The organism is Natrinema versiforme, assembly GCF_005576615.1.
Taxonomy (GTDB): domain Archaea; phylum Halobacteriota; class Halobacteria; order Halobacteriales; family Natrialbaceae; genus Natrinema; species Natrinema versiforme_A.
Genome location: NZ_CP040330.1, coordinates 385,245 through 411,209, shown reverse-complemented (window position 1 = coordinate 411,209; position 25,965 = coordinate 385,245). Strand labels below are relative to the sequence as shown.

27 protein-coding genes are annotated in these 25,965 nt (G+C 64.4%); 17 read left to right on the top strand and 10 right to left on the bottom strand.

Annotation, left to right across the window (positions count from 1 at the left end; all coding sequences use genetic code 11):
• The first annotated feature begins 79 nt into the window (after nt 1-79).
• Nucleotides 80-808, top strand: coding sequence for a hypothetical protein (locus FEJ81_RS01975; RefSeq protein ID WP_138243687.1), 729 nt, complete (start codon nt 80-82; stop codon nt 806-808).
• A gap of 30 nt (nt 809-838) precedes the next feature.
• Here the strand turns inward: FEJ81_RS01975 and FEJ81_RS01970 are convergent, their stop codons facing one another.
• Nucleotides 839-2,125, bottom strand: coding sequence for a helix-turn-helix transcriptional regulator (locus FEJ81_RS01970; protein WP_138243686.1), 1,287 nt, complete (start codon nt 2,123-2,125; stop codon nt 839-841).
• Between the two features lie 169 nt (nt 2,126-2,294).
• On the opposite strand from FEJ81_RS01970, the gene FEJ81_RS01965 reads away from it, so the two are divergent.
• Nucleotides 2,295-3,527, top strand: coding sequence for a DUF7096 domain-containing protein (locus tag FEJ81_RS01965; protein WP_138243685.1), 1,233 nt, complete (start codon nt 2,295-2,297; stop codon nt 3,525-3,527).
• A gap of 168 nt (nt 3,528-3,695) precedes the next feature.
• Nucleotides 3,696-4,145 (top strand): type IV pilin domain-containing protein, encoded by a 450-nt coding sequence (locus FEJ81_RS01960; RefSeq protein ID WP_175416475.1) that lies wholly within the window; start codon nt 3,696-3,698, stop codon nt 4,143-4,145.
• Nucleotides 4,146-4,169: 24 nt separating this feature from the next.
• On the opposite strand, the gene FEJ81_RS01955 is transcribed toward FEJ81_RS01960, so the two are convergent.
• On the bottom strand, nt 4,170-4,793 hold the full coding sequence (locus FEJ81_RS01955; RefSeq protein ID WP_138243683.1) for a methyltransferase domain-containing protein: 624 nt from the start codon (nt 4,791-4,793) through the stop codon (nt 4,170-4,172).
• Nucleotides 4,794-4,950: 157 nt separating this feature from the next.
• Between FEJ81_RS01955 and ahaH the strand changes: the two genes are divergently transcribed.
• From ahaH to FEJ81_RS01915, 8 genes are all read left to right on the top strand, one after another.
• On the top strand, nt 4,951-5,283 hold the full coding sequence (gene ahaH, locus FEJ81_RS01950; protein ID WP_006430417.1) for an ATP synthase archaeal subunit H: 333 nt from the start codon (nt 4,951-4,953) through the stop codon (nt 5,281-5,283).
• Nucleotides 5,270-7,534 carry a V-type ATP synthase subunit I gene (locus tag FEJ81_RS01945; RefSeq protein WP_229504748.1) on the top strand — a complete coding sequence of 755 codons (2,265 nt, stop codon included), beginning with the start codon at nt 5,270-5,272 and terminating at the stop codon, nt 7,532-7,534. The genes ahaH and FEJ81_RS01945 overlap by 14 nt, the downstream gene beginning before the upstream one ends.
• Before the next feature lie 245 nt (nt 7,535-7,779).
• A complete protein-coding gene (locus FEJ81_RS01940; RefSeq protein WP_138243682.1) occupies nt 7,780-8,061 on the top strand; it encodes a hypothetical protein in 282 nt (93 codons plus the stop codon).
• A 26-nt stretch (nt 8,062-8,087) separates the two neighbouring features.
• On the top strand, nt 8,088-8,669 hold the full coding sequence (locus tag FEJ81_RS01935) for a V-type ATP synthase subunit E (protein ID WP_138243681.1): 582 nt from the start codon (nt 8,088-8,090) through the stop codon (nt 8,667-8,669).
• On the top strand, nt 8,666-9,718 hold the full coding sequence (locus tag FEJ81_RS01930) for a V-type ATP synthase subunit C (protein WP_138243680.1): 1,053 nt from the start codon (nt 8,666-8,668) through the stop codon (nt 9,716-9,718). Before FEJ81_RS01935 ends, FEJ81_RS01930 begins: the two co-directional genes overlap by 4 nt.
• Complete coding sequence (locus FEJ81_RS01925) at nt 9,715-10,047, top strand: V-type ATP synthase subunit F (protein ID WP_138243679.1); 333 nt, start codon at nt 9,715-9,717, stop codon at nt 10,045-10,047. Before FEJ81_RS01930 ends, FEJ81_RS01925 begins: the two co-directional genes overlap by 4 nt.
• A gap of 3 nt (nt 10,048-10,050) precedes the next feature.
• Nucleotides 10,051-11,814 (top strand): ATP synthase subunit A, encoded by a 1,764-nt coding sequence (locus tag FEJ81_RS01920; protein ID WP_138243678.1) that lies wholly within the window; start codon nt 10,051-10,053, stop codon nt 11,812-11,814.
• Nucleotides 11,815-11,816: 2 nt separating this feature from the next.
• Nucleotides 11,817-13,232 (top strand): ATP synthase subunit B, encoded by a 1,416-nt coding sequence (locus FEJ81_RS01915; protein WP_138243677.1) that lies wholly within the window; start codon nt 11,817-11,819, stop codon nt 13,230-13,232.
• A gap of 65 nt (nt 13,233-13,297) precedes the next feature.
• Here the strand turns inward: FEJ81_RS01915 and FEJ81_RS01910 are convergent, their stop codons facing one another.
• The gene (locus FEJ81_RS01910; protein WP_138243676.1) at nt 13,298-14,182 is read right to left on the bottom strand and encodes a hypothetical protein; all 885 of its coding nucleotides are present in this window, start codon (nt 14,180-14,182) and stop codon (nt 13,298-13,300) included.
• Between the two features lie 90 nt (nt 14,183-14,272).
• Between FEJ81_RS01910 and FEJ81_RS01905 the strand changes: the two genes are divergently transcribed.
• Entirely contained in the window at nt 14,273-15,934 is a 1,662-nt protein-coding gene (locus FEJ81_RS01905) for a long-chain-fatty-acid--CoA ligase (RefSeq protein WP_138243675.1), read from the top strand.
• 30 nt (nt 15,935-15,964) lie between these two features.
• Here FEJ81_RS01905 and FEJ81_RS01900 read toward each other — a convergent pair whose 3' ends face one another.
• Entirely contained in the window at nt 15,965-16,267 is a 303-nt protein-coding gene (locus tag FEJ81_RS01900; RefSeq protein ID WP_138243674.1) for a hypothetical protein, read from the bottom strand.
• 63 nt (nt 16,268-16,330) lie between these two features.
• Here FEJ81_RS01900 and FEJ81_RS01895 point away from each other — a divergent pair, with 63 nt between their 5' ends.
• The 3 genes from FEJ81_RS01895 (at nt 16,331) to FEJ81_RS01885 (ending at nt 17,861) form a co-directional block, all read left to right on the top strand.
• Nucleotides 16,331-16,534 carry a zinc ribbon domain-containing protein gene (locus FEJ81_RS01895; protein ID WP_006430407.1) on the top strand — a complete coding sequence of 68 codons (204 nt, stop codon included), beginning with the start codon at nt 16,331-16,333 and terminating at the stop codon, nt 16,532-16,534.
• A 122-nt stretch (nt 16,535-16,656) separates the two neighbouring features.
• The gene (locus FEJ81_RS01890; RefSeq protein WP_138243673.1) at nt 16,657-17,403 is read left to right on the top strand and encodes a V-type ATP synthase subunit D; all 747 of its coding nucleotides are present in this window, start codon (nt 16,657-16,659) and stop codon (nt 17,401-17,403) included.
• Nucleotides 17,404-17,456: 53 nt separating this feature from the next.
• Entirely contained in the window at nt 17,457-17,861 is a 405-nt protein-coding gene (locus FEJ81_RS01885) for a DUF6276 family protein (protein ID WP_138243672.1), read from the top strand.
• A gap of 86 nt (nt 17,862-17,947) precedes the next feature.
• Here the strand turns inward: FEJ81_RS01885 and FEJ81_RS01880 are convergent, their stop codons facing one another.
• The 4 genes from FEJ81_RS01880 to pepF all read right to left on the bottom strand — a co-directional run bounded on the left by FEJ81_RS01880 (nt 17,948) and on the right by pepF (nt 22,394).
• Complete coding sequence (locus FEJ81_RS01880) at nt 17,948-18,346, bottom strand: DUF5811 family protein (protein ID WP_138243671.1); 399 nt, start codon at nt 18,344-18,346, stop codon at nt 17,948-17,950.
• A 54-nt stretch (nt 18,347-18,400) separates the two neighbouring features.
• Nucleotides 18,401-18,886 (bottom strand): pyruvoyl-dependent arginine decarboxylase, encoded by a 486-nt coding sequence (locus tag FEJ81_RS01875; RefSeq protein WP_138243670.1) that lies wholly within the window; start codon nt 18,884-18,886, stop codon nt 18,401-18,403.
• Nucleotides 18,887-19,162: 276 nt separating this feature from the next.
• Complete coding sequence (pan2, locus tag FEJ81_RS01870; RefSeq protein ID WP_138243669.1) at nt 19,163-20,395, bottom strand: proteasome-activating nucleotidase Pan2; 1,233 nt, start codon at nt 20,393-20,395, stop codon at nt 19,163-19,165.
• A 154-nt stretch (nt 20,396-20,549) separates the two neighbouring features.
• Nucleotides 20,550-22,394: an oligoendopeptidase F gene (gene pepF / locus FEJ81_RS01865; protein WP_138243668.1), complete on the bottom strand. Its 1,845-nt coding sequence runs from the start codon at nt 22,392-22,394 to the stop codon at nt 20,550-20,552.
• A 171-nt stretch (nt 22,395-22,565) separates the two neighbouring features.
• Between pepF and hpt the strand changes: the two genes are divergently transcribed.
• Both hpt and FEJ81_RS01855 read left to right on the top strand, forming a co-directional pair.
• Nucleotides 22,566-23,111, top strand: a complete 546-nt coding sequence (gene hpt, locus FEJ81_RS01860; RefSeq protein WP_138243667.1) for a hypoxanthine/guanine phosphoribosyltransferase — start codon at nt 22,566-22,568, stop codon at nt 23,109-23,111.
• Between the two features lie 184 nt (nt 23,112-23,295).
• The gene (locus tag FEJ81_RS01855; protein ID WP_138243666.1) at nt 23,296-24,705 is read left to right on the top strand and encodes a uracil-xanthine permease family protein; all 1,410 of its coding nucleotides are present in this window, start codon (nt 23,296-23,298) and stop codon (nt 24,703-24,705) included.
• A gap of 95 nt (nt 24,706-24,800) precedes the next feature.
• Here FEJ81_RS01855 and FEJ81_RS01850 read toward each other — a convergent pair whose 3' ends face one another.
• Nucleotides 24,801-25,037: a hypothetical protein gene (locus FEJ81_RS01850; RefSeq protein ID WP_138243665.1), complete on the bottom strand. Its 237-nt coding sequence runs from the start codon at nt 25,035-25,037 to the stop codon at nt 24,801-24,803.
• An 82-nt stretch (nt 25,038-25,119) separates the two neighbouring features.
• Nucleotides 25,120-25,956 carry a tRNA pseudouridine(38-40) synthase TruA gene (gene truA, locus FEJ81_RS01845; RefSeq protein ID WP_138243664.1) on the bottom strand — a complete coding sequence of 279 codons (837 nt, stop codon included), beginning with the start codon at nt 25,954-25,956 and terminating at the stop codon, nt 25,120-25,122.
• Nucleotides 25,957-25,965: the final 9 nt, after the last annotated feature.

Here is a 25,965-nt window from a genome sequence, read left to right as displayed (position 1 = left end):
CTGCCGTCTCTCGTCGAACGAGTCGGAGCCGTTTATCCGGACTGTAATAATGGCGATCGTCCCGGAACGAGGGAGTACGATGCAATCCCGAACCATCGCTGTCGTCGCGGTCGCACTGCTCGTCGCCCTCTCCGGGTGTAGCGCTCTGGGAGGGTCACAAACTGACGGACCGTCGGACGAGAACAAGACGGAGCCGTTGACCGATAGCGAGACGGGCGCGAACGGGACCGACAACGCGACAACCGACTCCGGTGACGCCGCCGATCCGAACGCCACCGATGGGAGCACGGACACGGGCGGCGGAACCGACACCGCAGAGACGGACGAGACCGCAACTGCGGAGTGGTACCCGCCAGAGGAACCGAACCGCCCGCTCGAGGACAAGCGCGAGGACCGGATCGAATCCGTCGAGTTCGTCGATACAGAACCCGCAGAGAGCGGTGACGGCTACTCGAACTTCAACCTCGAGGTCACCGCCAACACCAGTATGGAGAACGTCGATCCGCCGGAGCACGGAGACGTGATCGGCGAACCGTACTTCTTCGTCAAGATCAACGAGGACGAACAGAAACTGATCGAGCGCACGGGAGAGGTTCGCATGGACGAGAACGGGACCTATCACATCGACGTCCGACCCGACGGAATCGAGGAGTTCGGCGAGGGATCGCTGACCGTCGAAGTCTTCCTGCTGGACGAGGACAAAGACTGGGACGATATCTACGACTCCGTCGGGCAAGATATCCAGTACAACCCGGACGCGAGCGCTGACGACTCGAACACGACCGCTACCGACTCGAGCGAGAACTGAGCGTCACCGCGGCGCTGTCGAGGCGATCGATCAGTCCAGTTCGGTCGGATCGACGCCCGGCAACGTGATGAGGTTCTCCCGTCCGATCCGGAGCTTTTCGATCTCGTCGTCGTCGTCCATCTTCGAGAGCAACTGCGACACCTTGGCGTTCGACCAGCCGGTCTCCGAGACGATCGACGCCTGTTTCATCCGCCCGCCGTTTTGCTTGAGCAGTCGCAGGACGCGTTCCTCGTCGCTCAGCAGTTCGGGATCGATATCGTCGTCGCCGGGTTCCTCGAACTCGAGGCGAGTGCCCGAGCCAGCACTGTCGGACGTGGATGGCTCAGGTGCCGGAGAAGTAACCGATTCGGTGCCGCCGTTTGCGTCGACTCGAGTGGACCCCCGGTCGTCCTCGGCAGGTCCGCGCTCGAGTACCGTCGCGAACTCGAGCGACGAAAGCTGATCGGCCAAGATCGGAACGTCGAGGTCGCGTTGCGTGAGGAGATACACGGTTCCGCTGACGACGATCATGAGGGCGAGAACGGCAGCGATCAGCCATCCCTGTCCGGAAAAGATCGAGGAGTTCGAACCGGCACCCCGGAGAATCGTGATCTGGAGGTTGTTCGTCTCGAACTCGTAGGGGCCGTTCCAGACGAGTGCACCGTTTTGGGTTCCCGTCGGTGCATTGACGAACCCGTAGTTAGACGGTGGTTCGATGACGAGGCGCTGACCGGCGCTCAGCGTCGGTAATAGGAGCCCGTCAGACGTTTGGAAGGTGTCGTCGACATGAATTCGATCCCCGTCGACGGTACCGAAGTTCGTCCATGTAAACGAGTACGAAAGCACTCCGACCCGCCCGGGCTCTCCGTCCGGCGCTTGTGCGTCGTCGGTCTCGACATCCTCGATTCGAGGGTCGTCCCACCCTGCATTCTCGACGGACATCTCTCGACCGGTCGACTCGGCTGAGCGACTCACGTAGTTCGCGGGGTCGAAACCGTAGTCGTACTGGTTCTGATCCGAGACGACCGCGTCGGCGAAGTCGTTGAACGTTTCGGCTTCGGTTTCGTTCGTCACGCGAAATCGGCTCTCGATCGTCCACTCCGCGTCACCGGTATCTGTCACCCGAATTCTGATGACCTGCCACGTGTCTGGCTGGTCGGGCGGCGGCGGAGCAGTCGATGCGGACGAGAGGGCATGAGATTGGAGCGCTGGGGAGGTCGCCGACGACGAGTCGACGGCCGCCGAAGACTGTGCCGACGGTGTGGCGGCTACTGCCCCCAGCGTGGTTGTCGCGAGGAGGACCGTGAGGGCGAGTGTGACGGCGGTGGACATCCGCATGCGTACCAACGGGTGGTTTCCCGGGGGAAAAAACACTTTCCATCGGAAAATAAAACGTTACCGAGGGTCGTAAACGCTCTCGCAGCCCGTGAGAGCTTCGTGAAACGCGGTCTCGAGTCTTCATTGGGAGACGACCAGTTTTTGTATCAAGAGCCCGTACGGTGTGGCGATGAACAACGCGACCCCCGCTTTCCTCGCGTTACTTCTCGTCCTCTCCCTCCCCGCGATGACGATCGTGGCGGCACAACCGGAGGGCGAAATTAACGGCGGTTCCGAGGCGGTTCAGTTGCAAGTATCGTCCTCCCAATCGACGCCGATAGCAGTCGATAACACGACCAACAGACTCGGGCTCAGCGGCGAGGTCAGAAGCGAGTACACCGAGTACGGACCGAACCTCGGAATGGCGCTTGCGAGCGCGGACGATCAGCTCCGAGTCGACCACGACCAGTACACCATCGTCGATAGCGAGTTCGACGATGCGACGGCCGAGGAACGAGAAGCGATGATTCAGGCGGGATACGAACGACTCACGCAACGGATGGATGAACTCGAGCAACGCGAACGCGAGGCGGCGAAAGCGTACGCCGCTGGCGAGCGCTCGTCAACAGAGTTCCTCCAAACGCTGTTACGAAATCACAACCAGGCGGCGATGCTCTCCGAGAGTCTCGAGGAACTGGACGATCGCGCAGATCGGGTCCCGGGATACTCGCTGTCGGCCAGCCAGACGCGTGCCGACCAGAAGACCCTCAACTATCACCGAACCTCGCTCCGATCGACTCTCGCGCAACTATCCGAACGGCCGACCGGCGACGTCAGACACGACATCGTCGTCTCGACATCACAGACCGGGTACAGTGTCGCGATAATGACGGGCGATCAGTATATCGTCGAAACGAGTCGATTCGACAACCGCGACGAAACGGGATCAGAGCGGTTCAAAAACGGAGGAGCGTATGATCACATCGCCGAACTCTACCCGTGGGCAAGCGAGTTCGGCTCCGGTCCACACTTCCAGGACAACAGTCCCGGCTACTACTGGGTCGAAATGGGACACGACCACGGTCGCCTCGACTTCTATTTCGACGGCCGAACGGGTGACGTCTATCGCGAAGTACAAGAGCTGTCCGCGTCGTCTCTGCCCCGGACGGACGTCAAGACGTGGTCCCGGGACGGCATCAACATGACGATTACCGAGACGCCAGCCAACGGGCCGGTGAAGATCACGATGACCGATCCGGAAACTGGCGATCCCGCACAAGCGACCATCACGGCTGATGGGGTCGAACTCGGCGAGACCGGCGAGGACGGAAGCCTGTGGATCGTGCAGCCGATCGGCCGATACGACATCACCGCAGAAACCGAGAGCGGAAGCGTCAACGCGACGATAACGGACAACTTCTGACCGGGAGCCGGGGGCAATCGAGTTCGCGGAGTCGGGATTCAGTTCGACCGCGGTTACCCGGTGACTGCGGACTGAAATTTATACGGGAAAGAGCGGCCAGAGAGCGCCGTGCGCGTAACGCAGAACAGCAAAGATCGACAGAGTTCGGGAGCCGGCGATGCGCGCGCCGTGAGTCCGGTTATCGGCGTACTCCTTCTCGTCGCTCTCACCGTCTGTCTGGCAGCCGTTATCGCTGTCGGCGTTGGCGCGTGGACGCTCGAGTCCCCGACCCCGACCGCGACGTTCGAACTCTCGGCCGACGGCGACCAGTCGTCGATAGCGATCGAACACGTCGCCGGCGACGCCGTCGATGTCGAGGTGCTGTCGGTAACGGTGGCGGTAAACGGGACGGAGCTAGCCGAGCAGCCGCCGGTCCCCTATGCCGGTGCGAGCGGCTTCAACGGGACGCCGGAGGGACCGTTCAATTCGAGATCGGATTCGGAGTGGACGGTCGGGGAGCGAGCGAGTCTGTCGGTCGCCGACACGAATTCCCCGCCGCTCGCAACGGGTGATTCCGTTACCGTTATGCTCGCGGTCGACGGTCGGCGAGTGGCGACGCTGGAGGCGACGGCGACCTGAGAGCCGGCGAATCCGACTGTCCGACTATTCGGGCGCGCGACCGATAGTCGTGATCGCGACTTCGGGGTCGTACGACGGCCCCATGAAGGCGTGCTTGACGTCTTCGAAGCCGGCGGTTTTGAACATCCGGTCGGCCTCGTACTCGTCGTAGAAGAGCATGATCGAGTCGGCGAGCAGTTGGCTGACGACGTTGTCGGGGTAGTTCGGACCGACGACGAGCACCTGTCCGCCGGGTTTGAGGACGCGGCGAAACTCCCGAAGGGCGAGGACGGGATTGGGCCAGTACTCGATCGAGCCCGACGACCAGACGACGTCGAACGTGTCCGTCGCGAACGGGAGTCGCTCGGCGTCGCCGCGGTGGAAGTGGACCGGTGGGGCTCGCTTCCCGAACTTGTCGTAGGCCTGTTCGAGTTGGTGTTCGCTCTGATCGAGGGCGTACACCTCGTCGACGCGCTCGAGCAGTCCTTCGGTCGCGAATCCGGTGCCACAGCCGACGTCGAGGACGGTCATGTCGTCCTCGATGTCGAGCAGGGAGAGGGCCTCGGTTCGCATCTCCTCGGTCCAGATGAAGGGGTTCACCTGATCGTAGACCCGTGAGAGGTACTTATAGAACAGTCGAGCACGGTCCTTGTTCTCGAGAATACCCATTAGTGACGCGTTTCGGTCGAATCGGCATATGTCTACTGTTCCGGTCGGAATACCGGCGTACGTAATTACGGATTACCGGTCGTTCGGATCGCGACGCGCTGAGGGACTTTCGCAACTACCATATACGCGCTCTGGCAAACGTTCGCTTGCTTAGAATATGCCGAGGCCAGAGGTTCTCGAACGAATTAAGTCGGCGGAAGAGGAGGCCGACGAGATCGTCGCATTGGCAGAAAACGACCGCGACGAGCGAATAGCCGAGGCCCGGGAACGCGCCGAGGAGATTCGCACGGAAGCGGAACAGGAGGCCCAAGAGATCAGGGAGCGCCGTCTGGAGGAAGCTCGCGAAGAGATCGATGCGGAGTGCGAGCGCGTCCTCGAAGCAGGTGAACAGGAGCGCGAGGAACTCGCCGAGCGCGCCCGAGACCGGGTCGACGAAGTGACCGCTCACGTCGTCGAACTGTTCCAGGAGGACGTCCATGCTCAGACCTGAACGGATGAGCAAGGTCTCGGTGACCGGCTCGCGGGGCGTCATGCCCACGGTCATCGAGACGGTTCACGACCTGAGCTTGGTCCACCTCTCGGACTACGACGGCTCCTGGGAGGGGTTCGACAACGGCGACCCCATCGAGGGGGCCGAGAACGCCTCCGAGAAGCTGGTGACCGTCCGCGCCCTCGAAAGCACCCTTGATCTCTCGGCCGACGAGGCGGATCCGGGGACCCTCGAGGACGGCTGGGAACAGCGACTCGAGGAGATCCGCACGCGGATCAACGAACTCGACGACCGACGCGCGGAGATCAACGACGAACTGCGGCAGGTCAACGAAAAGATCGATCGCGTGGCTCCGTTCGCGGAGCTGGGCATCGATCTCGATCTGCTGTCGGGCTACGAGACGGTCGCCGTCCTCGTCGGTGAGGGCTCGCTCGAGGAGGTCGAGGCAGCCGTCAGCGCCTCGGACGACATTCGGGCCTTCGAGACGTTTACCGGCGGCAACGTCGTGGCGGTCGTCGCCGCGCCCGCCGAGAGCGCCGACGAGAACCCGATCGACGACGCGCTGGTCGGCGTCGAATTCACCCGGTACGAGGTGCCCGACACCGACCAGAGTCCCGACGACTACGTCGCGGACCTCGAGAGTCGAAAGCGCGACCTCGAGTCCCAACTCGACGAGATCGACGCGGAACTCGAGGAGATCAAACGGGCGGAAGCCGGCTTCCTCCTGCGCGTCGAAGAGGAGCTGACGATCGAGGTTCAGCAGGCGGAAGCGCCGCTGCAGTTTGCGACGACCGACCACGCGTTCGTCGCGGAGGGCTGGCTCCCGACCGAGGAGTACGATCGGCTCGTCGCGACACTGAACGATGCGGTCGGCGACAGCGTCGAAGTCGAAGAACTCGTCCGCGCCGACTACAACGACGAGGGGTATCCGACGCGGACGGAAGACGTCGACCACGGCGGCTCCGGCGGTGCCGAGGAGACGACCGAAGAGGAAGAACGCGAAGTCGCGACCCAAGAAGCGATCGCCGACGGCGGCACGACCGCGGCCGGCGGCGACATCGTGACGATGGTCGACGAACCACCGGTTATCCAGGACAACACCGGCCCCGCGAAACCGTTCGAGTTCCTGCTCCGGCTGATCGACCGCCCGAAGTACAGCGAACTCGACCCGACTGTCGTCTTGCTGTTGACGTTCCCGGCGTTCTACGGCTTCATGCTGGGTGACCTCGGGTACGGGATGTTGTACACCGGTGTCGGCTATCTGTTGTACAGTCGGTTCGACGAAGACATCGTCCGGAGTCTGGGAGCGATCGGCATGTGGGCCGGCGGGTTCACGATGCTGTTCGGGATCCTTTATGGAGAGATCTTCGGACTACACGTTCTCGGCGAACTCCTGTTTAGCGATGGGCCTCCCCTGCGGAAGGGCATCCAGCCCGCGTTTTCGCAGTTCAGCCAGACGTGGCTGCTGGTGAGCGTCTTCATCGGACTGGCCCATCTCACCCTCGGGTACATCTTCGGCTTCGTTAACGATCTCGACCACGGCGTCGGAGATGCCTACTTCGAGAACGGCTCGTGGGCACTGCTCATGATCGGTCTCTGGACCTGGATCTTCAGTCGCCACTTTGGAGATGCGAAGCCGAACTTCCTGTTCGAAGTGTTCGGGACCGGGTCTGACGCGGCGATCGAACTCGGCTTCACCGGCTTCACTCCGGAGATCGGACAATTCGTCGCACTTCCGCTCATGGTGATCGGCTTCGTGACGATGGTCTACGGCGAGGTCAAACACTACGGTGCTCTCGGCATCATCATCGGGTGCCTCGAGAGTTTCAACGTCTTCGGAGACGTGCTCTCGTATCTCCGGATCGCAGCGGTCATCCTCGCGAAGGCAGGCATGGCGTTCGTCGTCAACATGCTGTTCTTCGGGGTCTACGTCGTCGAGACCGACCACGGCGCGGAGTGGCACTTCGGTACCAGCCACGCGCCCCAACACATGCTCGAGCAGGGGACCTACCACGGTCACGAAGTGAGCGAGGTCATGTTCGGCGGTCTGCTCCACGGCGGCATCCTGATGGCGATTATCGGCGTGATCGTCCTCGTAGTCGGTCACGTCGTCGTCCTGCTGCTGGGCATTACGAGTGCCGGGTTGCAGGGGATCCGCCTCGAGTACGTCGAATTCTTTAATCGGTTCTACGAGGGCGGTGGCCGGAAGTTCGAACCCTTCGGCGGGATTCGATCCGACGACGAGGACTAACGCCGTCGGTCACCTTCCGGTCTCGTTGAGCGTCGTTCTAGGGTCGTCAACCACGATAGTGTGACTCATATTTCGTCGATTGTATCGAAAGGATAATACCTTGGGACTGCCCGCATTAACGGTTAGGCCGCCAAAATCGGCAGTTTGGTTTGGGAAGTTTTAAGAACACGCTGGGGAGTAGTACCACCTGTCCGGTTGCAAAACCACGAGGAAAACTCAAAATGACAATCGAAGCTCTACCCGAAATGGCATTCGCGCTGAACAGTTTCGCAGAGAACGCGGTCGCGCTACAGGAGGGCGGTGCTGCTGCCGGTAACGGCGGTCCCATGATCGAGCGAGGTGCGGCGGCGGCGCTGGGTATCGGTCTCGCGGCGATCGGTGCGGGGTATGCAGAGCGAGCGATCGGCGCGTCGGTCGTCGGCGCACTCGCCGAGGACTCCATCTCGCCGGGTATCGGAATTCTACTGACGGTCCTGCCCGAGACGCTCGTGATCTTCGCACTGGTCGCGCTCTTCGTCGGACCTTAAAGCGTCTCCCTTCGAACTTTCTTACAATGAGTTTGGATACAGTCGTTGAGGACATTCGAGAAGAGGCTCACGCGCGTGCGGAGGACATCCGCGCTGAGGGCGAAACGCGCGCCGAAGAGATCGAATCGGCCGCCCAGGAGGACGCAGACGAGATCGTCGCCGACGCCGAAGCCGACGTCGACCGCGAGATCGAGCAGTTGCGCGAACAGCGACTCTCCAGTGCGAAACTGGAGGCGAAACAGCAGCGCCTGGAGGCACGACGTGACGTCCTCACCGAAGTCCGCGAGGCAGTCGAGGACGAGCTCGCCGCCCTCGAGGGAGACACCCGCGAGGAGCTCACCCGCGACCTGCTCGAGGCGGCGACGGTCGAGTTCGACGAGGGCGACGACGTCGTGGTCTACGGTCGGTCCGACGACGCGGAGCTGATCGAGTCGATCCTCGCCGACTACGACGGCTACGAATACGCCGGTGACTACGACTGTCTCGGCGGCGTCGTCGTCGAGAGTGAGGCGTCCCGCGTCCGCGTCAACAACACCTTCGATTCGGTGCTCGAGGACGTCTGGGAAGACAACCTTCAGGAGATCAGTAATCGACTCTTCGAGCAATGAGTACGGGAGCCTCGAATCCGGAGTACGTGAACGCTCGCGTCCGCTCGCGTCGAGCGGCGATGTTGTCCGACGAGGACTACCGCAAGCTGATCCGGATGGGGCCGAGCGAGATCGCGCGGTTCATGGAGGAAACGGAGTACGAACGGGAGATCAACGCGCTCGGAACGCGGTTTTCCGGCGTCGATCTGATCGAGTACGCGCTGAACCGCAACCTCGCAAAGCACTTCGACGACCTCCTCGAGTGGTCCGAAGGGCAGCTCTACGACCGCATCGTTCGGTACCTCCGGAAGTTCGACGTCTGGAACCTGAAGACGATCGTCCGCGGAATCTATACGGATTCCGATCCCGAGGAGATCAGCACCGATCTCATTCGGGCGGGCGAACTCGACGACGGCACGATCGACCGACTGGTCGAGGTCGACTCGATCGAGGACGTCATCGAGATCCTCGAGGGGACGATCTTCGCCGAGCAGCTCGAAGACGCCTACGAGGAGTTCGAAGAGAGCGGCGCGCTCGTTCCCCTCGAGAACGCGCTCGATCGCGCGTTCTACGAGAACCTGCTCGAGGATCTCGGCCGACCCCGAGAGGGGCCGGAAGCGAAGTACGTCGAGTTCCTCGAGGCCGAGATCGACTTCCTGAACGCGCGGAACGCGTTGCGCCTCGCGCGGAGCGGGGCCGATCTCGACCCCGCCGCCTACTACATCGACGGCGGCGTGTTGTTCGACGAGTCGGACCTGAACCGCTTGGTTGGCGATTACGACGCGCTCGTCGACCACATCGCCGACAACAAACGCTACGGCGACCGCCTCTCGGGAGCGCTGGATCGGCTGCGCGATGCTGACAGCCTTATCCAGTTCGAGCACGCACTAGACGCTGCGTTGCTCGAGTACGCGGACACACTCTCGAGTGTCTACCCGACCTCGATATCGCCCGTTCTGTCGTTCATCCTCGCCAAAGAGCGCGAGGTCGAGAACATCCGCGCGATCGCGCGGGGTCGCGAGGTCGGACTCGACGAAAACGAGATCGAAGAGGAGCTGGTGATCCTATGAGCCAGGAAATCGCAGTCGTCGGCAGTCCGGAGTTTACGACCGGCTTCCGTCTCGCGGGAGTGCGACGGTTCGAGAACGTCCCGGACGACGAGAAAGACGAACGCCTCGATGACGCAGCGACGGCGGCCCTCGAAGACGAGGGCGTCGGGATCGTCGTCATGCACGACGATGACCTCGAGTACCTGTCGCGGTCGGTTCGCCAAGAGGTCGAGACGAGCGTCGAGCCGGTCGTCGTCACGATCGGAAGCGGCACCGGTGGTGGCGGACTGCGCGACCAGATCAAACGCGCGATCGGAATCGACCTGATGGAAGAGGACGAAGACAGCTAAACTATGAGCCAGGCAGAAGACATCGAATCCGTCGACGAAGACGGTGTAATCGACAGCGTGAGTGGTCCCGTCGTGACCGCCACGGACCTCGACGCCCGGATGAACGACGTCGTCTACGTCGGCGACGAAGGACTGATGGGCGAGGTCATCGAGATCGAAGGGAACCTGACCACGATTCAGGTCTACGAGGAAACCTCCGGCGTCAGCCCGGGTGAGCCCGTCCAGAACACGGGCGAGCCCCTGAGCGTCGACCTCGGACCGGGCATGATGGACTCCATCTACGACGGCGTCCAGCGCCCGCTCGACGTCCTCGAGGACAAGATGGGGACGGCGTTCCTCGACCGCGGGGTCGACGCCCCCGGGATCGACCTCGAGAAGAAGTGGGAGTTCGAACCCACCGTCGAGGAGGGCGACACGGTCGAACCCGGCGACGCCGTCGGCGTCGTCGAAGAGACCGTCACCATCGACCACAAGGTCATGGTGCCCCCGGACTACGAGGGCGGCGAAGTCACGTCGATCGAGCACGGCGAGTTCACCGTCGAGGAGACGGTCGCCGAACTGGACAGCGGCGAGGAGATCCAGATGCACCAGGAGTGGCCGGTCCGAGAGGCCCGTCCCGCCGGTGACAAGGAGACGCCGACCGAGCCGCTGGTGACGGGCCAGCGAGTCCAGGACGGCCTCTTCCCGCTCGCGAAGGGCGGGACGGCGGCGATTCCCGGGCCCTTTGGCTCCGGGAAGACCGTCACCCAGCAGCAACTCGCCAAGTGGTCCGACGCGGACATCGTCGTCTACATCGGCTGCGGCGAGCGCGGCAACGAGATGACCGAGGTTATCGAGGACTTCCCGGAACTGCCGGACCCCCAGACCGGGAACCCGCTGATGGCCCGGACCTGCCTCATCGCCAACACATCGAACATGCCCGTCGCGGCCCGCGAGTCCTGTATCTACACGGGAATCACGATCGCGGAGTACTACCGCGATATGGGCTACGACGTCGCGCTGATGGCCGACTCCACCTCCCGGTGGGCCGAGGCCATGCGGGAAATCTCGAGCCGGCTCGAGGAGATGCCCGGCGAAGAGGGCTACCCCGCGTATCTGGCCGCCGCGCTCTCGGAGTTCTACGAGCGCGCCGGCAAGTTCCAGCTGATCAACGGCGGCGAAGGGTCGATTTCGGTCGTCGGCGCGGTGTCGCCGCCGGGCGGCGACTTCTCCGAGCCAGTTACCCAGAACACGCTGCGTATCGTCAAGACGTTCTGGGCGCTGGACGCCGACCTCGCGGAACGTCGGCACTTCCCCTCGATCAACTGGAACGAGTCCTACTCGCTGTACAAGGACCAGCTCGACCCGTGGTGGGAGAGCAACGTCGCCGACGACTGGTCGGCGGTCCGCCAGTGGGCGGTCGACGTGCTCGACGAGGAGGACGAACTCCAAGAGATCGTTCAGCTCGTCGGGAAGGACGCGCTGCCGGAGGACCAGCAGCTCACCATGGAAGTCGCACGCTACATCCGTGAGGCCTGGCTCCAGCAGAACGCGCTCCACGACGTGGACACGTACTGCGAACCCGAGAAGACCTACCGGATGCTCGGTGCGATCAAGACGTTCAACGACGAGGCCTTCGAGGCGCTCGAGGCCGGTGTTCCGGTCGAGGAGATTCAGGACGTCGACGCCGCACCGCGGCTCAACCGGATGGGCACGGCAGAAGAGTGGGGCGAGTTCATCGACGAGATCGAAAGCGACCTCGAAGACCAACTGCGCGCACTGTACTAACAATGAAAGAGTACCAGACTATCACGGAAATCAGCGGTCCGCTGGTGTTCGCCGAGGTCGACGAGCCGGTCGGTTACGACGAGATCGTCGAGATCGAGACCGAGGACGGGCGGACGCTGCGCGGCCAGGTGCTGGAATCGAGCGAAGGAATCGTCTCGATCCAGGTGTTCGAGGGAACGGGCGGAATCGACCGCAACGCCTCCGTTCGCTTCCTGGGCGAGACGATGAAGATGCCCGTCACCGAGGATCTGCTCGGGCGGGTGCTCGACGGCTCCGGAAACCCGATCGACGGCGGCCCGGAGATCGTCCCCGACGAACGACACGACATCGTCGGCGAAGCGATCAACCCCTACTCCCGGGAGTACCCAGAGGAGTTCATCCAGACCGGCGTCTCCGCCATCGACGGCATGAACACGCTGGTCCGGGGCCAGAAGCTCCCGATCTTCTCCGGCTCGGGGCTGCCCCATAACGAACTCGCACTGCAGATCGCTCGACAGGCGACGGTGCCCGAAGAGGAAGCGGGCGACGAGGAAGGCTCGGAGTTCGCAGTCATCTTCGGTGCGATGGGGATCACCGCCGAAGAGGCAAACGAGTTCATGGACGACTTCGAGCGCACCGGCGCGCTCGAGCGGTCGGTCGTCTTCATGAACCTCGCGGACGACCCCGCAGTCGAGCGGCAGGTCACGCCGCGACTCGCGCTGACCACGGCCGAGTATCTGGCCTTCGAGAAGGATTACCACGTCCTGGTCATCCTCACCGACATGACCAACTACTGTGAGGCGCTGCGAGAGATCGGTGCCGCACGTGAGGAGGTTCCGGGCCGCCGTGGCTACCCCGGGTACATGTACACGGACCTGGCACAGCTCTACGAGCGTGCCGGTCGTATCGAGGGCAAGGAAGGGTCGGTCACGCAGATCCCGATCCTGACGATGCCCGGCGACGACGACACGCACCCGATTCCGGACCTGACCGGCTACATCACCGAGGGCCAGATCATGATGGATCGGGACCTCAACAGTCAGGGGATCGAGCCGCCGGTCAACGTCCTGCCAAGCCTCTCCCGGCTGATGGACGACGGGATCGGCGAGGGCCTGACCCGCGAGGACCACGGCGACGTCTCCGACCAGATGTACGCCGCCTACGCGGAGGGTGAGGACCTGCGCGACCTCGTGAACATCGTCGGTCGCGAGGCGCTCTCCGAGCGGGACAACAAGTTCCTCGACTTCGCCGACCGCTTCGAGGAAGAGTTCGTCCAGCAGGGGTACGACACCAACCGCTCGATCGACGAGACGCTCGAGCTCGGCTGGGACCTGCTGTCGGCGCTGCCGAAGACGGAACTCAACCGGATCGACGAAGAACTCATCGCGGAGCACTACCGCGAAGACGAGTCCGAAGCGGCAGAAGTGACGGCCGACTAAAATCCTCGAGACTACGCCGCTTTTTTCGCCGTGGGTCGCGCGCTCTTTCGAGACCCGTCCGTCGTTTACGCGCAGTCGAGGCGTGCCCGGTTCCGGCGCTGCTCGATCGCCGCGCGTACTCCCTCGGGGTCGTCGATCGCCGAGCAGTCACACCGGAGGTCGAACCACGGTCGCTCGAGGACAAGTTCCTCGTCGGTTAGCGCCACGCTCCCGATGTCGGTCCAGGGAACCAACCGCGTTCCGATCGGCCCCGCGGCGACCAGCCCCGCCTCGTGGACGCGGAGTTCGCGGCCCGCCCGCGTCCCGCCCAGTTCTACGTCCAGCCGGTCGAGCCGTCCGCTCGCCTCGAGTCCCTGGACGAGAAAGAGCAGACCGAACAGGAACCACTGCGCAGTGAGAATCCCGCGTTCCCGAGTGGCGAAACCGAGCACGACGTAGCCGACGGCGATCGCGTACAGACATAGCTCCCGGTTTGGCGAGCGCCACTGCCAGGTCGCGACCGGGTCGTCGGGGGTGATCGCCGCCACGTACCGCGTCCGCGCCATCGTGGTGACGACGGCCGCGCCGAACAGCGCGGCAGCCGTCGCCAGACCGCACGCGAGCGCGAGCACGGTCGGTATCGACGGCAGAGAGACCGCCGCGAGCGCGGACCCGGCGAACGCGACCGCGGGAACGAACCACGCGGCCGTCATCCGGCGGCTGCGACCCGTACGCTCGGGCAGTCCGTCGGCCTCCGACGCGAGGGCGCTGCCGACCACGAGTCCGACCGAGACGGTCGTCGGGACGGTGGCAACGAGGATGCCGCTCGAGGCATTCAGGGCGACGCCGGCGACGAGCGCCGCACCGGTCAGGACCGCGGCGAGGTAGACGCCGATCCCTATCCGGAAGCCGGTGTCGGGAGAGTCGAGATCGTCGGGGAGCGAGATATCGCGGGCGGCCGTCAGAAACACGGGCCAGGGTACGGAACGAAGGGCAATAAATTGTCACTATATGCGATGAATCGAAACAACCGTATGCTCCGGCAGTGAACCGTGGTATGTATGCACAAACCATTGCTCGTCCCTGAGTTCCTCGACCGGGCGCGGACGCACTACGGCGACGACGAGGCGGTCGTCGCCACCACGGGGGAACGGTTTACCTACGACGAACTCGGCGAGCGGGCCGATCGGTTCTCGGCGGCGCTGCAGGACCGGGGCATCGAGAAGGGCGACCGCGTTGCGGTGCTGGACCCGAACACCCACTACCACCTCGAGGCGGCCTACGGGATCATGCAGATCGGGGCGGTTCACACGCCGCTGAACTACCGGCTCACGTCCGACGACTTCGAGTACATCCTCTCGGATGCGGGCGTGGATGCGATCTTCGCGGATTACGACTTCGCCGAGAAGATCGAGGAAATCCGCGACGAGGTGCCGACGGAGACGTTCATCACGAACGACGCCGACGCCGTCGAGGGTGGTGAGGCCGGCGAAGCCGGGCGATCCTCGTCGGACTCGTCCGACGTAGAGTGGGAAGACTTCGACGCTGTGCTCGAGGAGGCGGGCACCGCGTTCGAGCGGCCGGAGATGAGCGAGGACGAGATCATCACAATCAACTACACCTCGGGGACGACAGGGGATCCGAAGGGTGTCTGTCGTACTCATCGCTGCGAGACGATCCACGCCTACCTGCTGGTCGGCCATCAAGAGATCACCGACGACGATACCTACCTGTGGACGCTGCCGATGTTCCACGCCAACGGCTGGGGCCACATCTTCGCGGTGACCGGAATCGGGGCGACCCACGTCTGTACGCGCGGGGTCGACGCCGCGGATATCTTCGAGGCCGTGCGATCCGAAGACGTCTCCTACATGTGCGGTGCGCCGACGGTGCTGAACATGCTGGTCAGCTACTACGACGAACACGACCCCGAGACGACCGGCGAGCGGGACGTTCGGCTCGCGACCGCCGGCAGCGCGCCGCCCGAGGCGACGATCCGAACCGTCGAGGACGAGTTCGGCTGGTACCTGAAACACGTCTACGGGGCGACCGAGACGGGGCCGCTGATCACGACCTCCGACGCGCGGCGGCATTTCGAGAACGACAGTGACGACCGGTTCCGGATCAAGAAGCGACAGGGGCTGGCCTACCTCGGAACCGAAATCCGCGTCGTCGACGAGGACGGCACCGACGTGCCGCGGGACGACGAAACGCTCGGCGAGGTCGTCGTCCGCGGCAACCAGATCATGGAGAAGTACTGGGAGAAACACGAGGCGACTGAGACGGCCTTCAACGACCGCGTCGAGGGCTACTACCACACGGGCGATCTCGCGACGATCGACGAGAACGGCATGATCGCCATTCAGGACCGCAAGAAAGACATCATCATCTCCGGCGGCGAGAACATCTCGAGCATCGAACTCGAGGACGCCCTCTTCGACCATCCCGAGATCGCGGACGTGGCGGTGATTCCCGCGCCGAGCGACGAGTGGGGTGAGACACCCAAGGCGTACGTCGTCCCCGCGAGCGGCGACCCCGACGATCCCGGCGTGACCGAGAGCGACCTCGAGGCCTTCACGCGCGAGAACCTCGCGGGCTACAAGACCGTTCGCCGGGTCGAGTTCGTCGAGGAACTGCCGACGACCGCGACGGGCAAGGTCCAGAAGTACGAACTGAGACAGGAGGAATGGGAGGACGAAGAGCGGATGGTCGGACAGGGGTGAGCAAAAACAGAGGTCGGTTCGGAGCGAGCGTTACGAGCGTCGAGTGCCCCACTCGTCGCGCTCGTCCCAGTCGAATCCCGTCGTCCGGTCCTCGCGCTCGTCGGGTCGATGGCCATCGTCCGGGTCAGCGGCCGTGGGATCGCCGTCGGTACCCCGCGATGGCGAGTCTGGGCCCGACCGCGACGGATCGCGGCCACCCTGCGCTTTGGCAATTCGTTCCGCCTCCTCGCGGTCGACAACGGTCGGGTTCGAGGTTTCCTGATTGATCGCCAGCCAGAGGACCAGTGGGATCACGAGAGAGACGACCAAGAGGATAGCGAAGACGACGGACATGGTCGACGCATACTCGAGGGCCCAAACACAAAGAATTTGTGCATTGACAGGAATCGTTCGAGTATGAAAGACGACGATCGCGGCTGTCCGAAGTGCGACCACACGGAGACGGAGATCGACGAAATTTCGACCACCGGAGGCGGTCTGTCGAAAATGTTCGACATCCAGAACCGGAGTTTCATGGTCGTCAGCTGTACGAACTGCGGCTACTCGGAACTCTACAAGGGCCAGTCGTCGGGCAACATGGTCGATCTGTTCCTCGGATAGGTCTCGGTAGGACCGAAACCGACGGCACGGAAACCGACGGCACGGAATCGCACGAATCGGGCGCGTGGGGAGCGCGGAAACTGTAAACAGTTATCCGACTGGGGGCGCTAGCCCCCCACAAGATGGCCAACGACGTCAAGCCCACCCGCAAGAACTTGATGGCGATCGAGGATCGCATCGAGCTTTCCGAGCGGGGACACGGCACGCTCGAGAAGAAACGCGACGGGCTGATCATGGAGTTCATGGACATTCTGGACAAGGCCCAGGACGTCCGCGGCGAGCTCGCCGACGACTACGAGGACGCCCAGAAGAAGATCAACATGGCCCGGGCGATGGAAGGCGACGTTGCGGTCCGCGGTGCCGCATCGGCACTGCAGGAACACCCCGAGATCACCACTGAGTCGAAGAACATCATGGGCGTCGTCGTCCCGCAGATCGAATCCTCCAAGGTCACCAAGAGCCTCGACCAGCGCGGCTACGGGATCATGGGTACCACCGCCCGCATCGACGAGGCCGCCGAGGCCTACGAGGACCTGCTCGAGAGCATCATCCTCGCTGCCGAGGTCGAGACGGCGATGAAGAAGATGCTCCGCGAGATCGAGACCACCAAACGCCGTGTCAACGCCCTCGAGTTCAAGCTCCTCCCGGACCTGTACGACAATCAGGAGTACATCGAGCAGAAACTCGAAGAACAGGAGCGCGAGGAGACGTTCCGCCTGAAGAAGATCAAGGAGAAGAAAGAAGCCGAAGAGAAGGCCGAACGCGAAGCCGAAGCGGCCGCCGAGGCCGAGGACGCCGAAGCGACACAAGACGAACTCGAAGATATACAGCCGGACACCGCCGCACAGTCCCCCGCGGCCAATCAGTAAGTCGCGCCGACTGTCTCGCGTCGTCCCCACCTGCATTTCACCCACCGACTCCGATGACCTGTTCTGCGTGCGGTTCAGCCACGATTTCGTTTGCCGTCCCGGCGAAACACCGCTCGGACGCACCGTCGGGAGCCGCCATTGCGTCGTTCTGCCCGCACTGTCTGACCCTCGAGTCGGCTCCAACGGAAGACGAAGTCACGACCGATAAGCCGGATTTTACACGCGTCAGCGATCGATTCCCGACACAACCGGAACGTGCGATTCCGCTCGCGCTCGCGATCGGCCTGTGCTCGTCGCTGGCGACGAACCGGGCAGCGATCGAATCGCTGCTCGAGGCGGTCGAACGAGCCGGTGCCGATCCGTTACTGGTATTCGATCGACTCAGTGCCGATCCGTCGATCGAGCCGGCGATCGACCTCGAGCGCCGGCGACACCAACTCGAGCAACTGCGCGACTGAATTTCGAGACGCGGCAAAAGCGTGGGTCGGGAGCGACACCCGATGGGACGGCAGTCGAGAACGGATGTCGACGCGACGGTATCGGCTTACTTTCCGGTCGGCCGCACGTTGTTGCTGATGGCCTGTTTCACCTGCAGGGCGGCGCTCGCGGCCAGTCCGCGGGCGACTTCGTCGCGTTCGTCGGCGGTGATAACCTCTTCGGCGGCGGCCGCCTCCTCGAGGTCGGGCGTGAAACCGGCGCTGACGGCGTGGCCCACCGGCGGTCGGACGGCGACGGTGACCTCCGGGCCGGTCATGCCGCTCGAGACGTCGGCGTCGACCACGTACTCGTTCGGGAGGAATTCGCGGGTTCGGGCGGCGATCCGCGAGACATCGCGATGGAGCAGTCGTTTCTGCGCGCTCGAGAGGTCAGGAACGTCCGCCGCTGCACGCTGCCCAGCCCCAGTCTCGCCCGGTAGCCCTGCGTACGGCGTATTTCCGTTCATGAGAAGTGTGTGCTCGTATCAATGGGCCGCCGGTTCAAAAGGGTTCGCTTTGGGTCAATCCGAGAGAATCGGCTCGCTGTCGCCGTAGACCGCGAGAACGACGGCCGTGGTATGCGCTCCCGACTCGGCTTGCCGGCTCTCGACGGCGACCCGCGGGTCGGCAAACTCCCAGTCGCGGAGGTCCTGTCCCGCGGCCAGTCCCTCGCGAACCCGCCGTTCGACGTCCTCGCGATCCATCTCACCCGCGGTCTCGTAGAACAGTCCCGGCCCGTCGTCGACGGACTGGGCCCACGCGAGTGCCGCGCTCACGCGACCCGGCTCGGCGGCGGTGGCTCGAGCCTCGACGACGGTCAGGCGCTCGCCGGCGGGGCCGAGATCGGGTGCGGTGCCGACTGCCTCGACGTGCGTCGCCGCCGGAATCACGGAGGAAACCGAGACGAGGTTGTAGTTCTCGACGCCGGCGTCCGCGAGCGCGGCGTCGTAGGAGGCCATCGCGGTGGGTGCCGATGCAGAGCCCCAGACGACTCGAATCGTGCTCATATCCGTCCTCGGGGACGAGCGGCGTAAGGCGTTGCGATCCGGGTCGAACACACCGTCCCGATAGCGAGTACAGCGGCCGGGAGCGCGGCTCGAGCAGAGGCGAGAGCCGCGCGAACCGGGGAAAGGCAGGCGACTCACCGACATTCACCGCGAGCGAAGCGAGCGGGCCGACGACCGATGTGGAGAACGCTTTGCGTTCGGAACGGAGGGAGGAGTGCTTTTAATCGAATTTTTGCCGAGGGCGCGGCGGAGCCGCGCCCGCAGCGCAAAACTTCGTTATTGGTAGAAGTAACCGGCCGAGGAAACGACATCGCTCGAGTCGTCCTCTTCGATCTTCTCGAGAGCGTCGGCGAAGTCCTGATGGGCGACTTCGTTGCGCTCGTTGCGGATGGCGAACATGCCGGCTTCGGTGGCGAGGCTCTCGATTTCGGCACCGGAGTAGCCCTCGGTGTCGTCGGCGAGTGCGCCGAAGTCGACGCCGTCGGCGACGTTCATGGTCCGGGTATGGATCGAGAGGATCTGTTCGCGGCCGTCGCGGTCGGGTTCGGGGACTTCGATGAGGCGGTCGAACCGGCCGGGGCGCAGGATGGCGCGGTCGAGCATGTCGAAGCGGTTGGTGGCGGCGATGATGCGGATCTCGCCGCGGGCCTCGAAGCCGTCCATCTCCGAGAGCAGTTGCATCATGGTCCGCTGGACCTCGGCGTCGCCGGAGGTCTTGGACTCGGTTCGGCGGGTCGCGATGGCGTCGATCTCGTCGATGAAGATGATGGCGGGCTGGCGCTCGCGGGCCATCTCGAAGAGGTCGCGGACGAGCCGCGAGCCCTCGCCGATGAACTTGCGGACGAGTTCGGAGCCGGCCATCTTGATGAAGGTGGCGTCAGTCTCGTTGGCGACGGCCTTGGCGAGCATCGTCTTCCCCGTGCCCGGCGGCCCGTAGAGCAGGACGCCGCTGGGCGGGTCGATGCCGACTTCGTTGAAGATTTCGGGCTCGGTCAGCGGCTGTTCGACGGCCTCGCGGACCTCGCGGACCTGCTCGTCGATGCCGCCGATGTCGGCGTAGGTGACCTCGGGCTTCTCGGTGATCTCCATCGACTGCGCGCGCGCGTCGGTCTCGGTGTCGAGGACCGACTGGATCGCAAAGGAGTCGTTGACCGCGACGCGGTCGCCAGGCGCGACGCTGTCGACGATGCGCGAGGAGACATCGGTCAGCACTTCCTGATTGTTCCCGTGCTGTTTGACGATGACCTGCTCGTCGTCGAGGACGTCCTCGACGGTGGCGATGTACAGCGACGAACTCTTCAGCGTCTCGTTTTCGCGTTCGACGCGGTCGACTTTCTCCCGGAGGCGCTCGCGACGGTCCTCGGCCTCGTCGAGCTGATCGGAGAGCTGGTCGTTGATGTCGACCAGATCCTCGTAGTGTCCGCGGAGCGCCTCGAGCCGCTCGTCGTCGGGGAGGTCTGAGTCGATATCGCGGTGAGGTCGGTCGGGAATAGACGGGCTTCGAGACATCCTGATGTACGCCGATAGGATTCCGATAGTAAATGTGCCTTTGGGTCCCGGAGGGATTTCTCAGGTACATATCAGCTGGACCCTTGCATATACCGGGTCGGTCGGCGCGAAGCCGGTTCCGCACACCCGGATATCGGAGCGGGCGGCCGCCCGATCAGTCGAGCAGCGACTCGAACTCGTCGAGGCGCTGTCCGTAGGTCTCGAGCGCGCGGTCGATCGGCTCCGAGGAACTCATATCGACGCCGGCGATCCGGAGGAGTTCGAGCGGGTACTCGCGGGAGCCTCGGCGGAGGAACTCGAGGTAGTCATCGGCGGCGGACTGGCCGTTCTCGAGCACGTCGTCGACGATGGCGAGCGCGGCGGAGATGCCGGTCGCGTACTGGTAGACGTAGAACGCCCGGTAGAAGTGAGGGATGCGCATCCACTCGCGGGCGATGCGGTCGTCGATGACCGCCGGCTCGTAGTAGTCGTCCTTGAGTCCGCGGTAGAGGTCGTCCAGCCGGTCGGCGGTGAGGGGTTCGCCCGCCTCCTCGAGCCGGTGGGTCTCGTGTTCGAACTCCGCGAACAGGGTCTGCCGATAGAGGGTCGAGCGCACCCGCTCTAGGAACTCATTGAGGACGTGTCGCCGGAACTCGGGGTCCTCGACGGTCTCGAGCAGGTGGTTGGTCAGCAGGGCCTCGTTGACCGTGCTTGCGACCTCGGCGACGAAGATCTCGTAGTTCGAGTAGATGAAGGGCTGTTCGTCCTTGGTGAGTTCGGAGTGCATCGAGTGGCCGAGTTCGTGGGCCAGCGTGTACATCGAGGAGATGTCCTGCTGGTAGTTCAGCAGGATGAACGGCTGGGTGTCGTAGGTGCCACCGGAGTAGGCCCCGGACTGTTTACCCTCGTTCTCGTACACGTCGACCCACCGGGACTCGAGTCCCTCCGCGACTCGGGACTGGTACTCCTCGCCCAGCGGCGCGAGCGCGTCGACGACGTACTCGGTCGCTTGGTCGTACTCGAGGTCGGGGCCCTCGTCGCCGGTCAGCGGCATGTAGATGTCCCACATCTGCAGGTCGTCGACGCCCAATGCTCGCTCCTTGAGTTCGGCGTGGTGGTGGAGCTTGTCGATGTTGTCGTGGACGGTATCGACGAGCGTGTCGTAGACCTCGACGGGGACGTTCGGGCCGTCGAGCGCGGCCTCGCGCGCGGTGTCGTAGTTGCGGGCTCGAGCGGTCTTGACGTCGGCCTTGACGCTGTTCTTGTAGGAGGCCGCGACCGTGTTCCGCATCGATTCCCACTCGTCGAAGTAGCCCTCGTAGACCCGCCGCCGGAAGTCGCGATCGGGGCGCTTGAGCAGGTTCGTGAAGTTGCTCTGGGTGATCTCGACCGCGTCTCCGTCTCGCGGCTTATCGCCGCTCGACTTGTCCGAGGCGCTTCGCGCCTCGCTACCGGGCTCCTCGACGGTCGGGAACTCCATGTCCGCGTTCGAGAGCATGTTGTAGACCTCGCCGGTCGCGCCGGTCACTTCGCTCAGATCGGCGAGCAGCGCCTCGACTTCCGCCGAGCGCGTGTGCGGTTTCATCCGGAGCACGTCGTCGACGTAGTGGTCGTAGGTCTCGAGGGCCGGTTCGTCGTCGACCATGGCGTCGAACTCCTCGCGGGTCAGTTCTTGGAGTTCGGGGTCGATAAACGAAGCCGCGGACTGGGCGTCGGCCGCGAGCGACTGCGACCGGGCCGTCAGCGCCTGATACTCCTGGTTCGTCGTGTCCTCGTCGCGACGCATCCGGGCGTAGGCCGCGACCATCGAGACCTCTCGCATGACCTCGTCGCGGAGTTCGAGCACCTCGAGGAGGGTCTCGGCGTCGTCGGTAACCTGTCCCTCGTAGGCCTCGAGATCAGCGACGCGTTCGGCGACCGCCTCGGCGGCGGCCTCCCAGTCGTCGTCGGTCGCGTAGATGCTCTCGAGATCCCAGGTGTATTCCTCGTCGACCTCGGAGCGGTCGGGAACGGAACTCATGGCCCGAATTTCGGAACGAAGATGGTAAAGGGTATCGGACGATGTCATCCGCGTTACCGAGGAGTTCGGCTCCGAGCGACCGCGACAGCGGTCGGATCGGCTATCGAATACGGCGGGCGGTCGGAACCGAAAGAGCGAACCGCTTTTCACTCCGATTTCCGAAGCCGCAGCATGGAGAAACTCCTCGAGTCGTTGGACGACGCACCGATCATCGATAAGGACGGATACGAGTACCTCGTCCACCCGATCAGCAACGGCGTGCCGCGGCTCGATCCCGCCCTGTTGCGGGAAGTCGTGACCGAGGTGATGCAAACCGCGGATCTGGACGTCGACAAGATCATCGCACCCGAGGCGATGGGGATCCACCTCGCGACCGCGCTCTCGCTCCAGACCGACATCCCGCTCGTCGTTATTCGCAAGCGGCCCTACGGGCTCGAGGGCGAGGTCTCGTTACACCAGGAGACGGGCTACTCGGAGTCGGAAATGTACATCAACGACGTCGAGGACGGCGACCGCGTAGTGATCGTCGACGACATGCTCTCGACCGGCGGAACGCTGGCGGCGATCTGCGACGCGCTCGACGGTATCGGGGCCGAAATTGTCGACATCGTCGTCGTGTTACGGAAGGTCGGCGACTCGGCGCTCGACGACACGGAGTACGACGCCACGAGCCTCGTCGACATCACGGTCGAGAACGGCGAGGTAACGATTCACTGACCGACTGAACGACGCTCGTTCGTCTCCCGTTTTCGTCTCGACGGAATCGCCGGACAGCCACGGTGTCGAATCGCGTTCCTCGAAAAGTATGCACGATTGTGATTATAGTTGCCCCCGGAACGCCGCTCGATGAGCGCATATACGAGACTTTTTGTATTTCGATTCGCTACGGGGTGGGTATAGTATGTCGAACGAGACTGACGGGGGCATCCAACTCGAGTACGGCGTCGACGACAAACCGCCGTTGCCGAAATCGATTCTGCTCGGCTTGCAACACGTCGCGGTGATGATCGTGCCGGCGACGGCGGTGGCGTACGTCGTCGCGGGCGGAGTCGGACTCGATCCGACGGACACGGCCTACATCGTTCAGATGGTCCTCCTGTTCTCCGGGCTGGCGACGATCGTCCAGGCCTACACCGTCGGCCCGGTCGGCGCGCGCCTGCCGATCGTCATGGGCTCGAGTTTCACCTTCGTGGGCGCGTCGATCTCGATCGGCGCGGACTTCGGGATGGCCGCAGTGTTCGGCGCGATCCTCGTCACGGGCTTTGCCGTCGAAGGCCTCATCGGCTGGCAATTCAAGCGAATCAAACCCTTCTTCCCGCCGCTGGTGACCGGCCTCGTCGTCGTCATCATCGGCCTCTACCTCGTGCCCGTCGCGATGGACTACGCCGCCGGTGGGGCCGACGCCGCCGACTTCGGCGCGCTCCACCACATCGGCCTCGCCGGGCTCGTCCTCGCGATTGCCGTCGGTCTCAACATGTTCACGCGCGGCGTCACGCGACTGCTGTCCGTACTCGTCGCGATCGGCGTCGGTTACGCGGCCGCCCTCGCCCTCACGTTCACCACCGGCCTCGAGCTCGTCGACTTCTCGGCCGTCGGCGACGCCGCCTGGATCGCGCTGCCGTCGCCCACCCGGTTCGGCTTCGAGTTCGAGCCGATCGCGATCGCCACGTTCGCCGTCCTCTTTCTCGTCTCCTCGATGGAGACCGTCGGCGACATGTCCGGCGTCACGGCCGCCGAGGGGCGCAATCCGACGAACGAGGAGTTCCGCGGCGGGCTGTTCAACGACGGTCTGCTGAGTTCGATCGGCGCCGTCTTCGGCGCGTTCCCGATCACCTCCTTCTCCCAGAACGTCGGCATCGTCAACTTCACCGGCGTGATGAGCCGGCACGTCGTCGGCATCGGCGGCGTCTTCCTCGCCGTCCTCGGGCTGAGCCCGAAGGTTGGCGCGGCCGTCACGACGATCCCCAGTGCGGTCTTCGGCGGTGCGGTCTTGCTCATGGCCGGCATGGTCGCAGCCAGCGGCTTCCGGCTGGTCATCACGAACGCCGACCTCGACCGCCGGAACACGGTCGTCGTCGCCGTCTCGCTCGGTCTCGGACTCGGCATCGCGACCACGCCCGAGGCGCTCTCGGGGCTTCCGAACGCCGCCGAAACGTTCTTCGGTCAGCCGGTCATCGTCACCGCGCTGTCCGCGCTGGCGCTCAACACGTTCGTTCCCGGCGAACAGAGTCCGCTGTTCGACGCCCGACCCGCCGACTCGGACGCGGATGCAGACGCCGACGCCGCGGCCGTCGGCCCCACCGACGACTGAGACGCACTCACCGCCGCTCGCTCGACCACACCCGCCGGCCGTCGGCTTGCCGGCCCGCTCTTTTGTCGCCCGGCCGCGAACTCGCGAAGCCAGGCCTAGGTCTCCGCGTCGACCGCGGTCCGGACGACGCGGGCGACGCCGAGCATCGCGACAAACGTCCCGGCGAGGACGAGCATGACGAGCAACACGACGCCGAGGGCGGACGCGCCGATCTCGGGGTGGCTCCGCAGCGGCGACGTGAGACGAAGGCCGAAGAAGATCACGAGGAGTCCGGCGGAAACGCGGCTCGAGGCGCGCCAGTAGGCACCGTACTCCTCCGGTGAGAGTTCCATGCGCCGACGTGTGTCCGCGGCCGTGAAAAACGCTCCTCTGCGGTTCGGACGACGGGATCGCTCGAGTCGAGAGCCGTACCGATCAGCGCATCCCGTCGGCCACCTGTCCGGCGACGCGGGCCCCCGTTCGGCGATCGACGCGACGGCGGTTGAACACCGCTCGAGCGCTCGCGGCCGCGTCGTCGTCGATCTCGAAGGCGAGATCGGGGTAGTCCACCTCGGTCAGCACGAGCGGCTCCGGTGGCGCGGGCGCGACTCCCTCGTGGCCGGGCAACGGTTCGGGCTCGAGGACGCGATCGACTTTTTCGAGCGGCGATTCGCCGGTGCCGACCGCGCGAGCCAACGAAACGAGCCGCCGGACGAGTTCTCGAGCGAAGCCGCCGGCACTGGCGGTGACGACGAGGTAGTCGCCGTCGCGGCGAGCCGCGAGGGACAGCGAGCGCTCGGTATTGCGATCGTCCGGCGTCAGGTTGTGGATATCGTGAGTCCCGGACAGCGCCTCGCAGGCCGCGCGGAAGCGGTCGTCGTCGACGGCCGGCGGAGCGGGCGCTCCGTCGGCGACCGGCGCGTACAGGTGATACGTGTACTCTCGGCGGCTCGCGTGGTGGGTCGCGTGGAACCCGTCCGGCGCCTCGGCGGCCGCCCACGCACGGACATCGGCAGGGAGTTCGGCGTTCAGCGCTCGCGGCGCGAGCCAGTCAGGGGCCTCGAGCGCGATCGTCTGGGCGAGCGCGGAAACGCCCGCGTCGGTGCGGCCGGCGGCGGCGTAGCCCGCGGGCTTGTCGGCATCGGGCTCGAGGATGTCGAGCGCGCGGAGCGAATCGAAGATCGCGTCCTCGACGGTCGCAACGTCGGGCTGGCGCTGGAAGCCGCGGTAGTCCGTCCCGTCGTAGGCGATCCGGAACGCGCGCAGTGGCATGGTCTCGAG

Excerpts from the sequence above, each read along its gene's own strand:
- FEJ81_RS01975 (WP_138243687.1), top strand. The coding sequence starts at position 80 with ATGCAATCCCGAACCATCGCTGTCGTCGCGGTCGCACTGCTCGTCGCC.
- FEJ81_RS01970 (WP_138243686.1), bottom strand. The coding sequence starts at position 2,125 with ATGCGGATGTCCACCGCCGTCACACTCGCCCTCACGGTCCTCCTCGCG.
- FEJ81_RS01965 (WP_138243685.1), top strand. The coding sequence starts at position 2,295 with ATGAACAACGCGACCCCCGCTTTCCTCGCGTTACTTCTCGTCCTCTCC.
- FEJ81_RS01955 (WP_138243683.1), bottom strand. The coding sequence starts at position 4,793 with ATGGGTATTCTCGAGAACAAGGACCGTGCTCGACTGTTCTATAAGTAC.
- ahaH (WP_006430417.1), top strand. The coding sequence starts at position 4,951 with ATGCCGAGGCCAGAGGTTCTCGAACGAATTAAGTCGGCGGAAGAGGAG.
- FEJ81_RS01945 (WP_229504748.1), top strand. The coding sequence starts at position 5,270 with ATGCTCAGACCTGAACGGATGAGCAAGGTCTCGGTGACCGGCTCGCGG.
- FEJ81_RS01940 (WP_138243682.1), top strand. The coding sequence starts at position 7,780 with ATGGCATTCGCGCTGAACAGTTTCGCAGAGAACGCGGTCGCGCTACAG.
- FEJ81_RS01935 (WP_138243681.1), top strand. The coding sequence starts at position 8,088 with ATGAGTTTGGATACAGTCGTTGAGGACATTCGAGAAGAGGCTCACGCG.
- FEJ81_RS01930 (WP_138243680.1), top strand. The coding sequence starts at position 8,666 with ATGAGTACGGGAGCCTCGAATCCGGAGTACGTGAACGCTCGCGTCCGC.
- FEJ81_RS01925 (WP_138243679.1), top strand. The coding sequence starts at position 9,715 with ATGAGCCAGGAAATCGCAGTCGTCGGCAGTCCGGAGTTTACGACCGGC.
- FEJ81_RS01920 (WP_138243678.1), top strand. The coding sequence starts at position 10,051 with ATGAGCCAGGCAGAAGACATCGAATCCGTCGACGAAGACGGTGTAATC.
- FEJ81_RS01915 (WP_138243677.1), top strand. The coding sequence starts at position 11,817 with ATGAAAGAGTACCAGACTATCACGGAAATCAGCGGTCCGCTGGTGTTC.
- FEJ81_RS01905 (WP_138243675.1), top strand. The coding sequence starts at position 14,273 with ATGCACAAACCATTGCTCGTCCCTGAGTTCCTCGACCGGGCGCGGACG.
- FEJ81_RS01900 (WP_138243674.1), bottom strand. The coding sequence starts at position 16,267 with ATGTCCGTCGTCTTCGCTATCCTCTTGGTCGTCTCTCTCGTGATCCCA.
- FEJ81_RS01895 (WP_006430407.1), top strand. The coding sequence starts at position 16,331 with ATGAAAGACGACGATCGCGGCTGTCCGAAGTGCGACCACACGGAGACG.
- FEJ81_RS01890 (WP_138243673.1), top strand. The coding sequence starts at position 16,657 with ATGGCCAACGACGTCAAGCCCACCCGCAAGAACTTGATGGCGATCGAG.
- FEJ81_RS01885 (WP_138243672.1), top strand. The coding sequence starts at position 17,457 with ATGACCTGTTCTGCGTGCGGTTCAGCCACGATTTCGTTTGCCGTCCCG.
- FEJ81_RS01880 (WP_138243671.1), bottom strand. The coding sequence starts at position 18,346 with ATGAACGGAAATACGCCGTACGCAGGGCTACCGGGCGAGACTGGGGCT.
- FEJ81_RS01875 (WP_138243670.1), bottom strand. The coding sequence starts at position 18,886 with ATGAGCACGATTCGAGTCGTCTGGGGCTCTGCATCGGCACCCACCGCG.
- pan2 (WP_138243669.1), bottom strand. The coding sequence starts at position 20,395 with ATGTCTCGAAGCCCGTCTATTCCCGACCGACCTCACCGCGATATCGAC.
- pepF (WP_138243668.1), bottom strand. The coding sequence starts at position 22,394 with ATGAGTTCCGTTCCCGACCGCTCCGAGGTCGACGAGGAATACACCTGG.
- hpt (WP_138243667.1), top strand. The coding sequence starts at position 22,566 with ATGGAGAAACTCCTCGAGTCGTTGGACGACGCACCGATCATCGATAAG.
- FEJ81_RS01855 (WP_138243666.1), top strand. The coding sequence starts at position 23,296 with ATGTCGAACGAGACTGACGGGGGCATCCAACTCGAGTACGGCGTCGAC.
- FEJ81_RS01850 (WP_138243665.1), bottom strand. The coding sequence starts at position 25,037 with ATGGAACTCTCACCGGAGGAGTACGGTGCCTACTGGCGCGCCTCGAGC.
- truA (WP_138243664.1), bottom strand. The coding sequence starts at position 25,956 with ATGCCACTGCGCGCGTTCCGGATCGCCTACGACGGGACGGACTACCGC.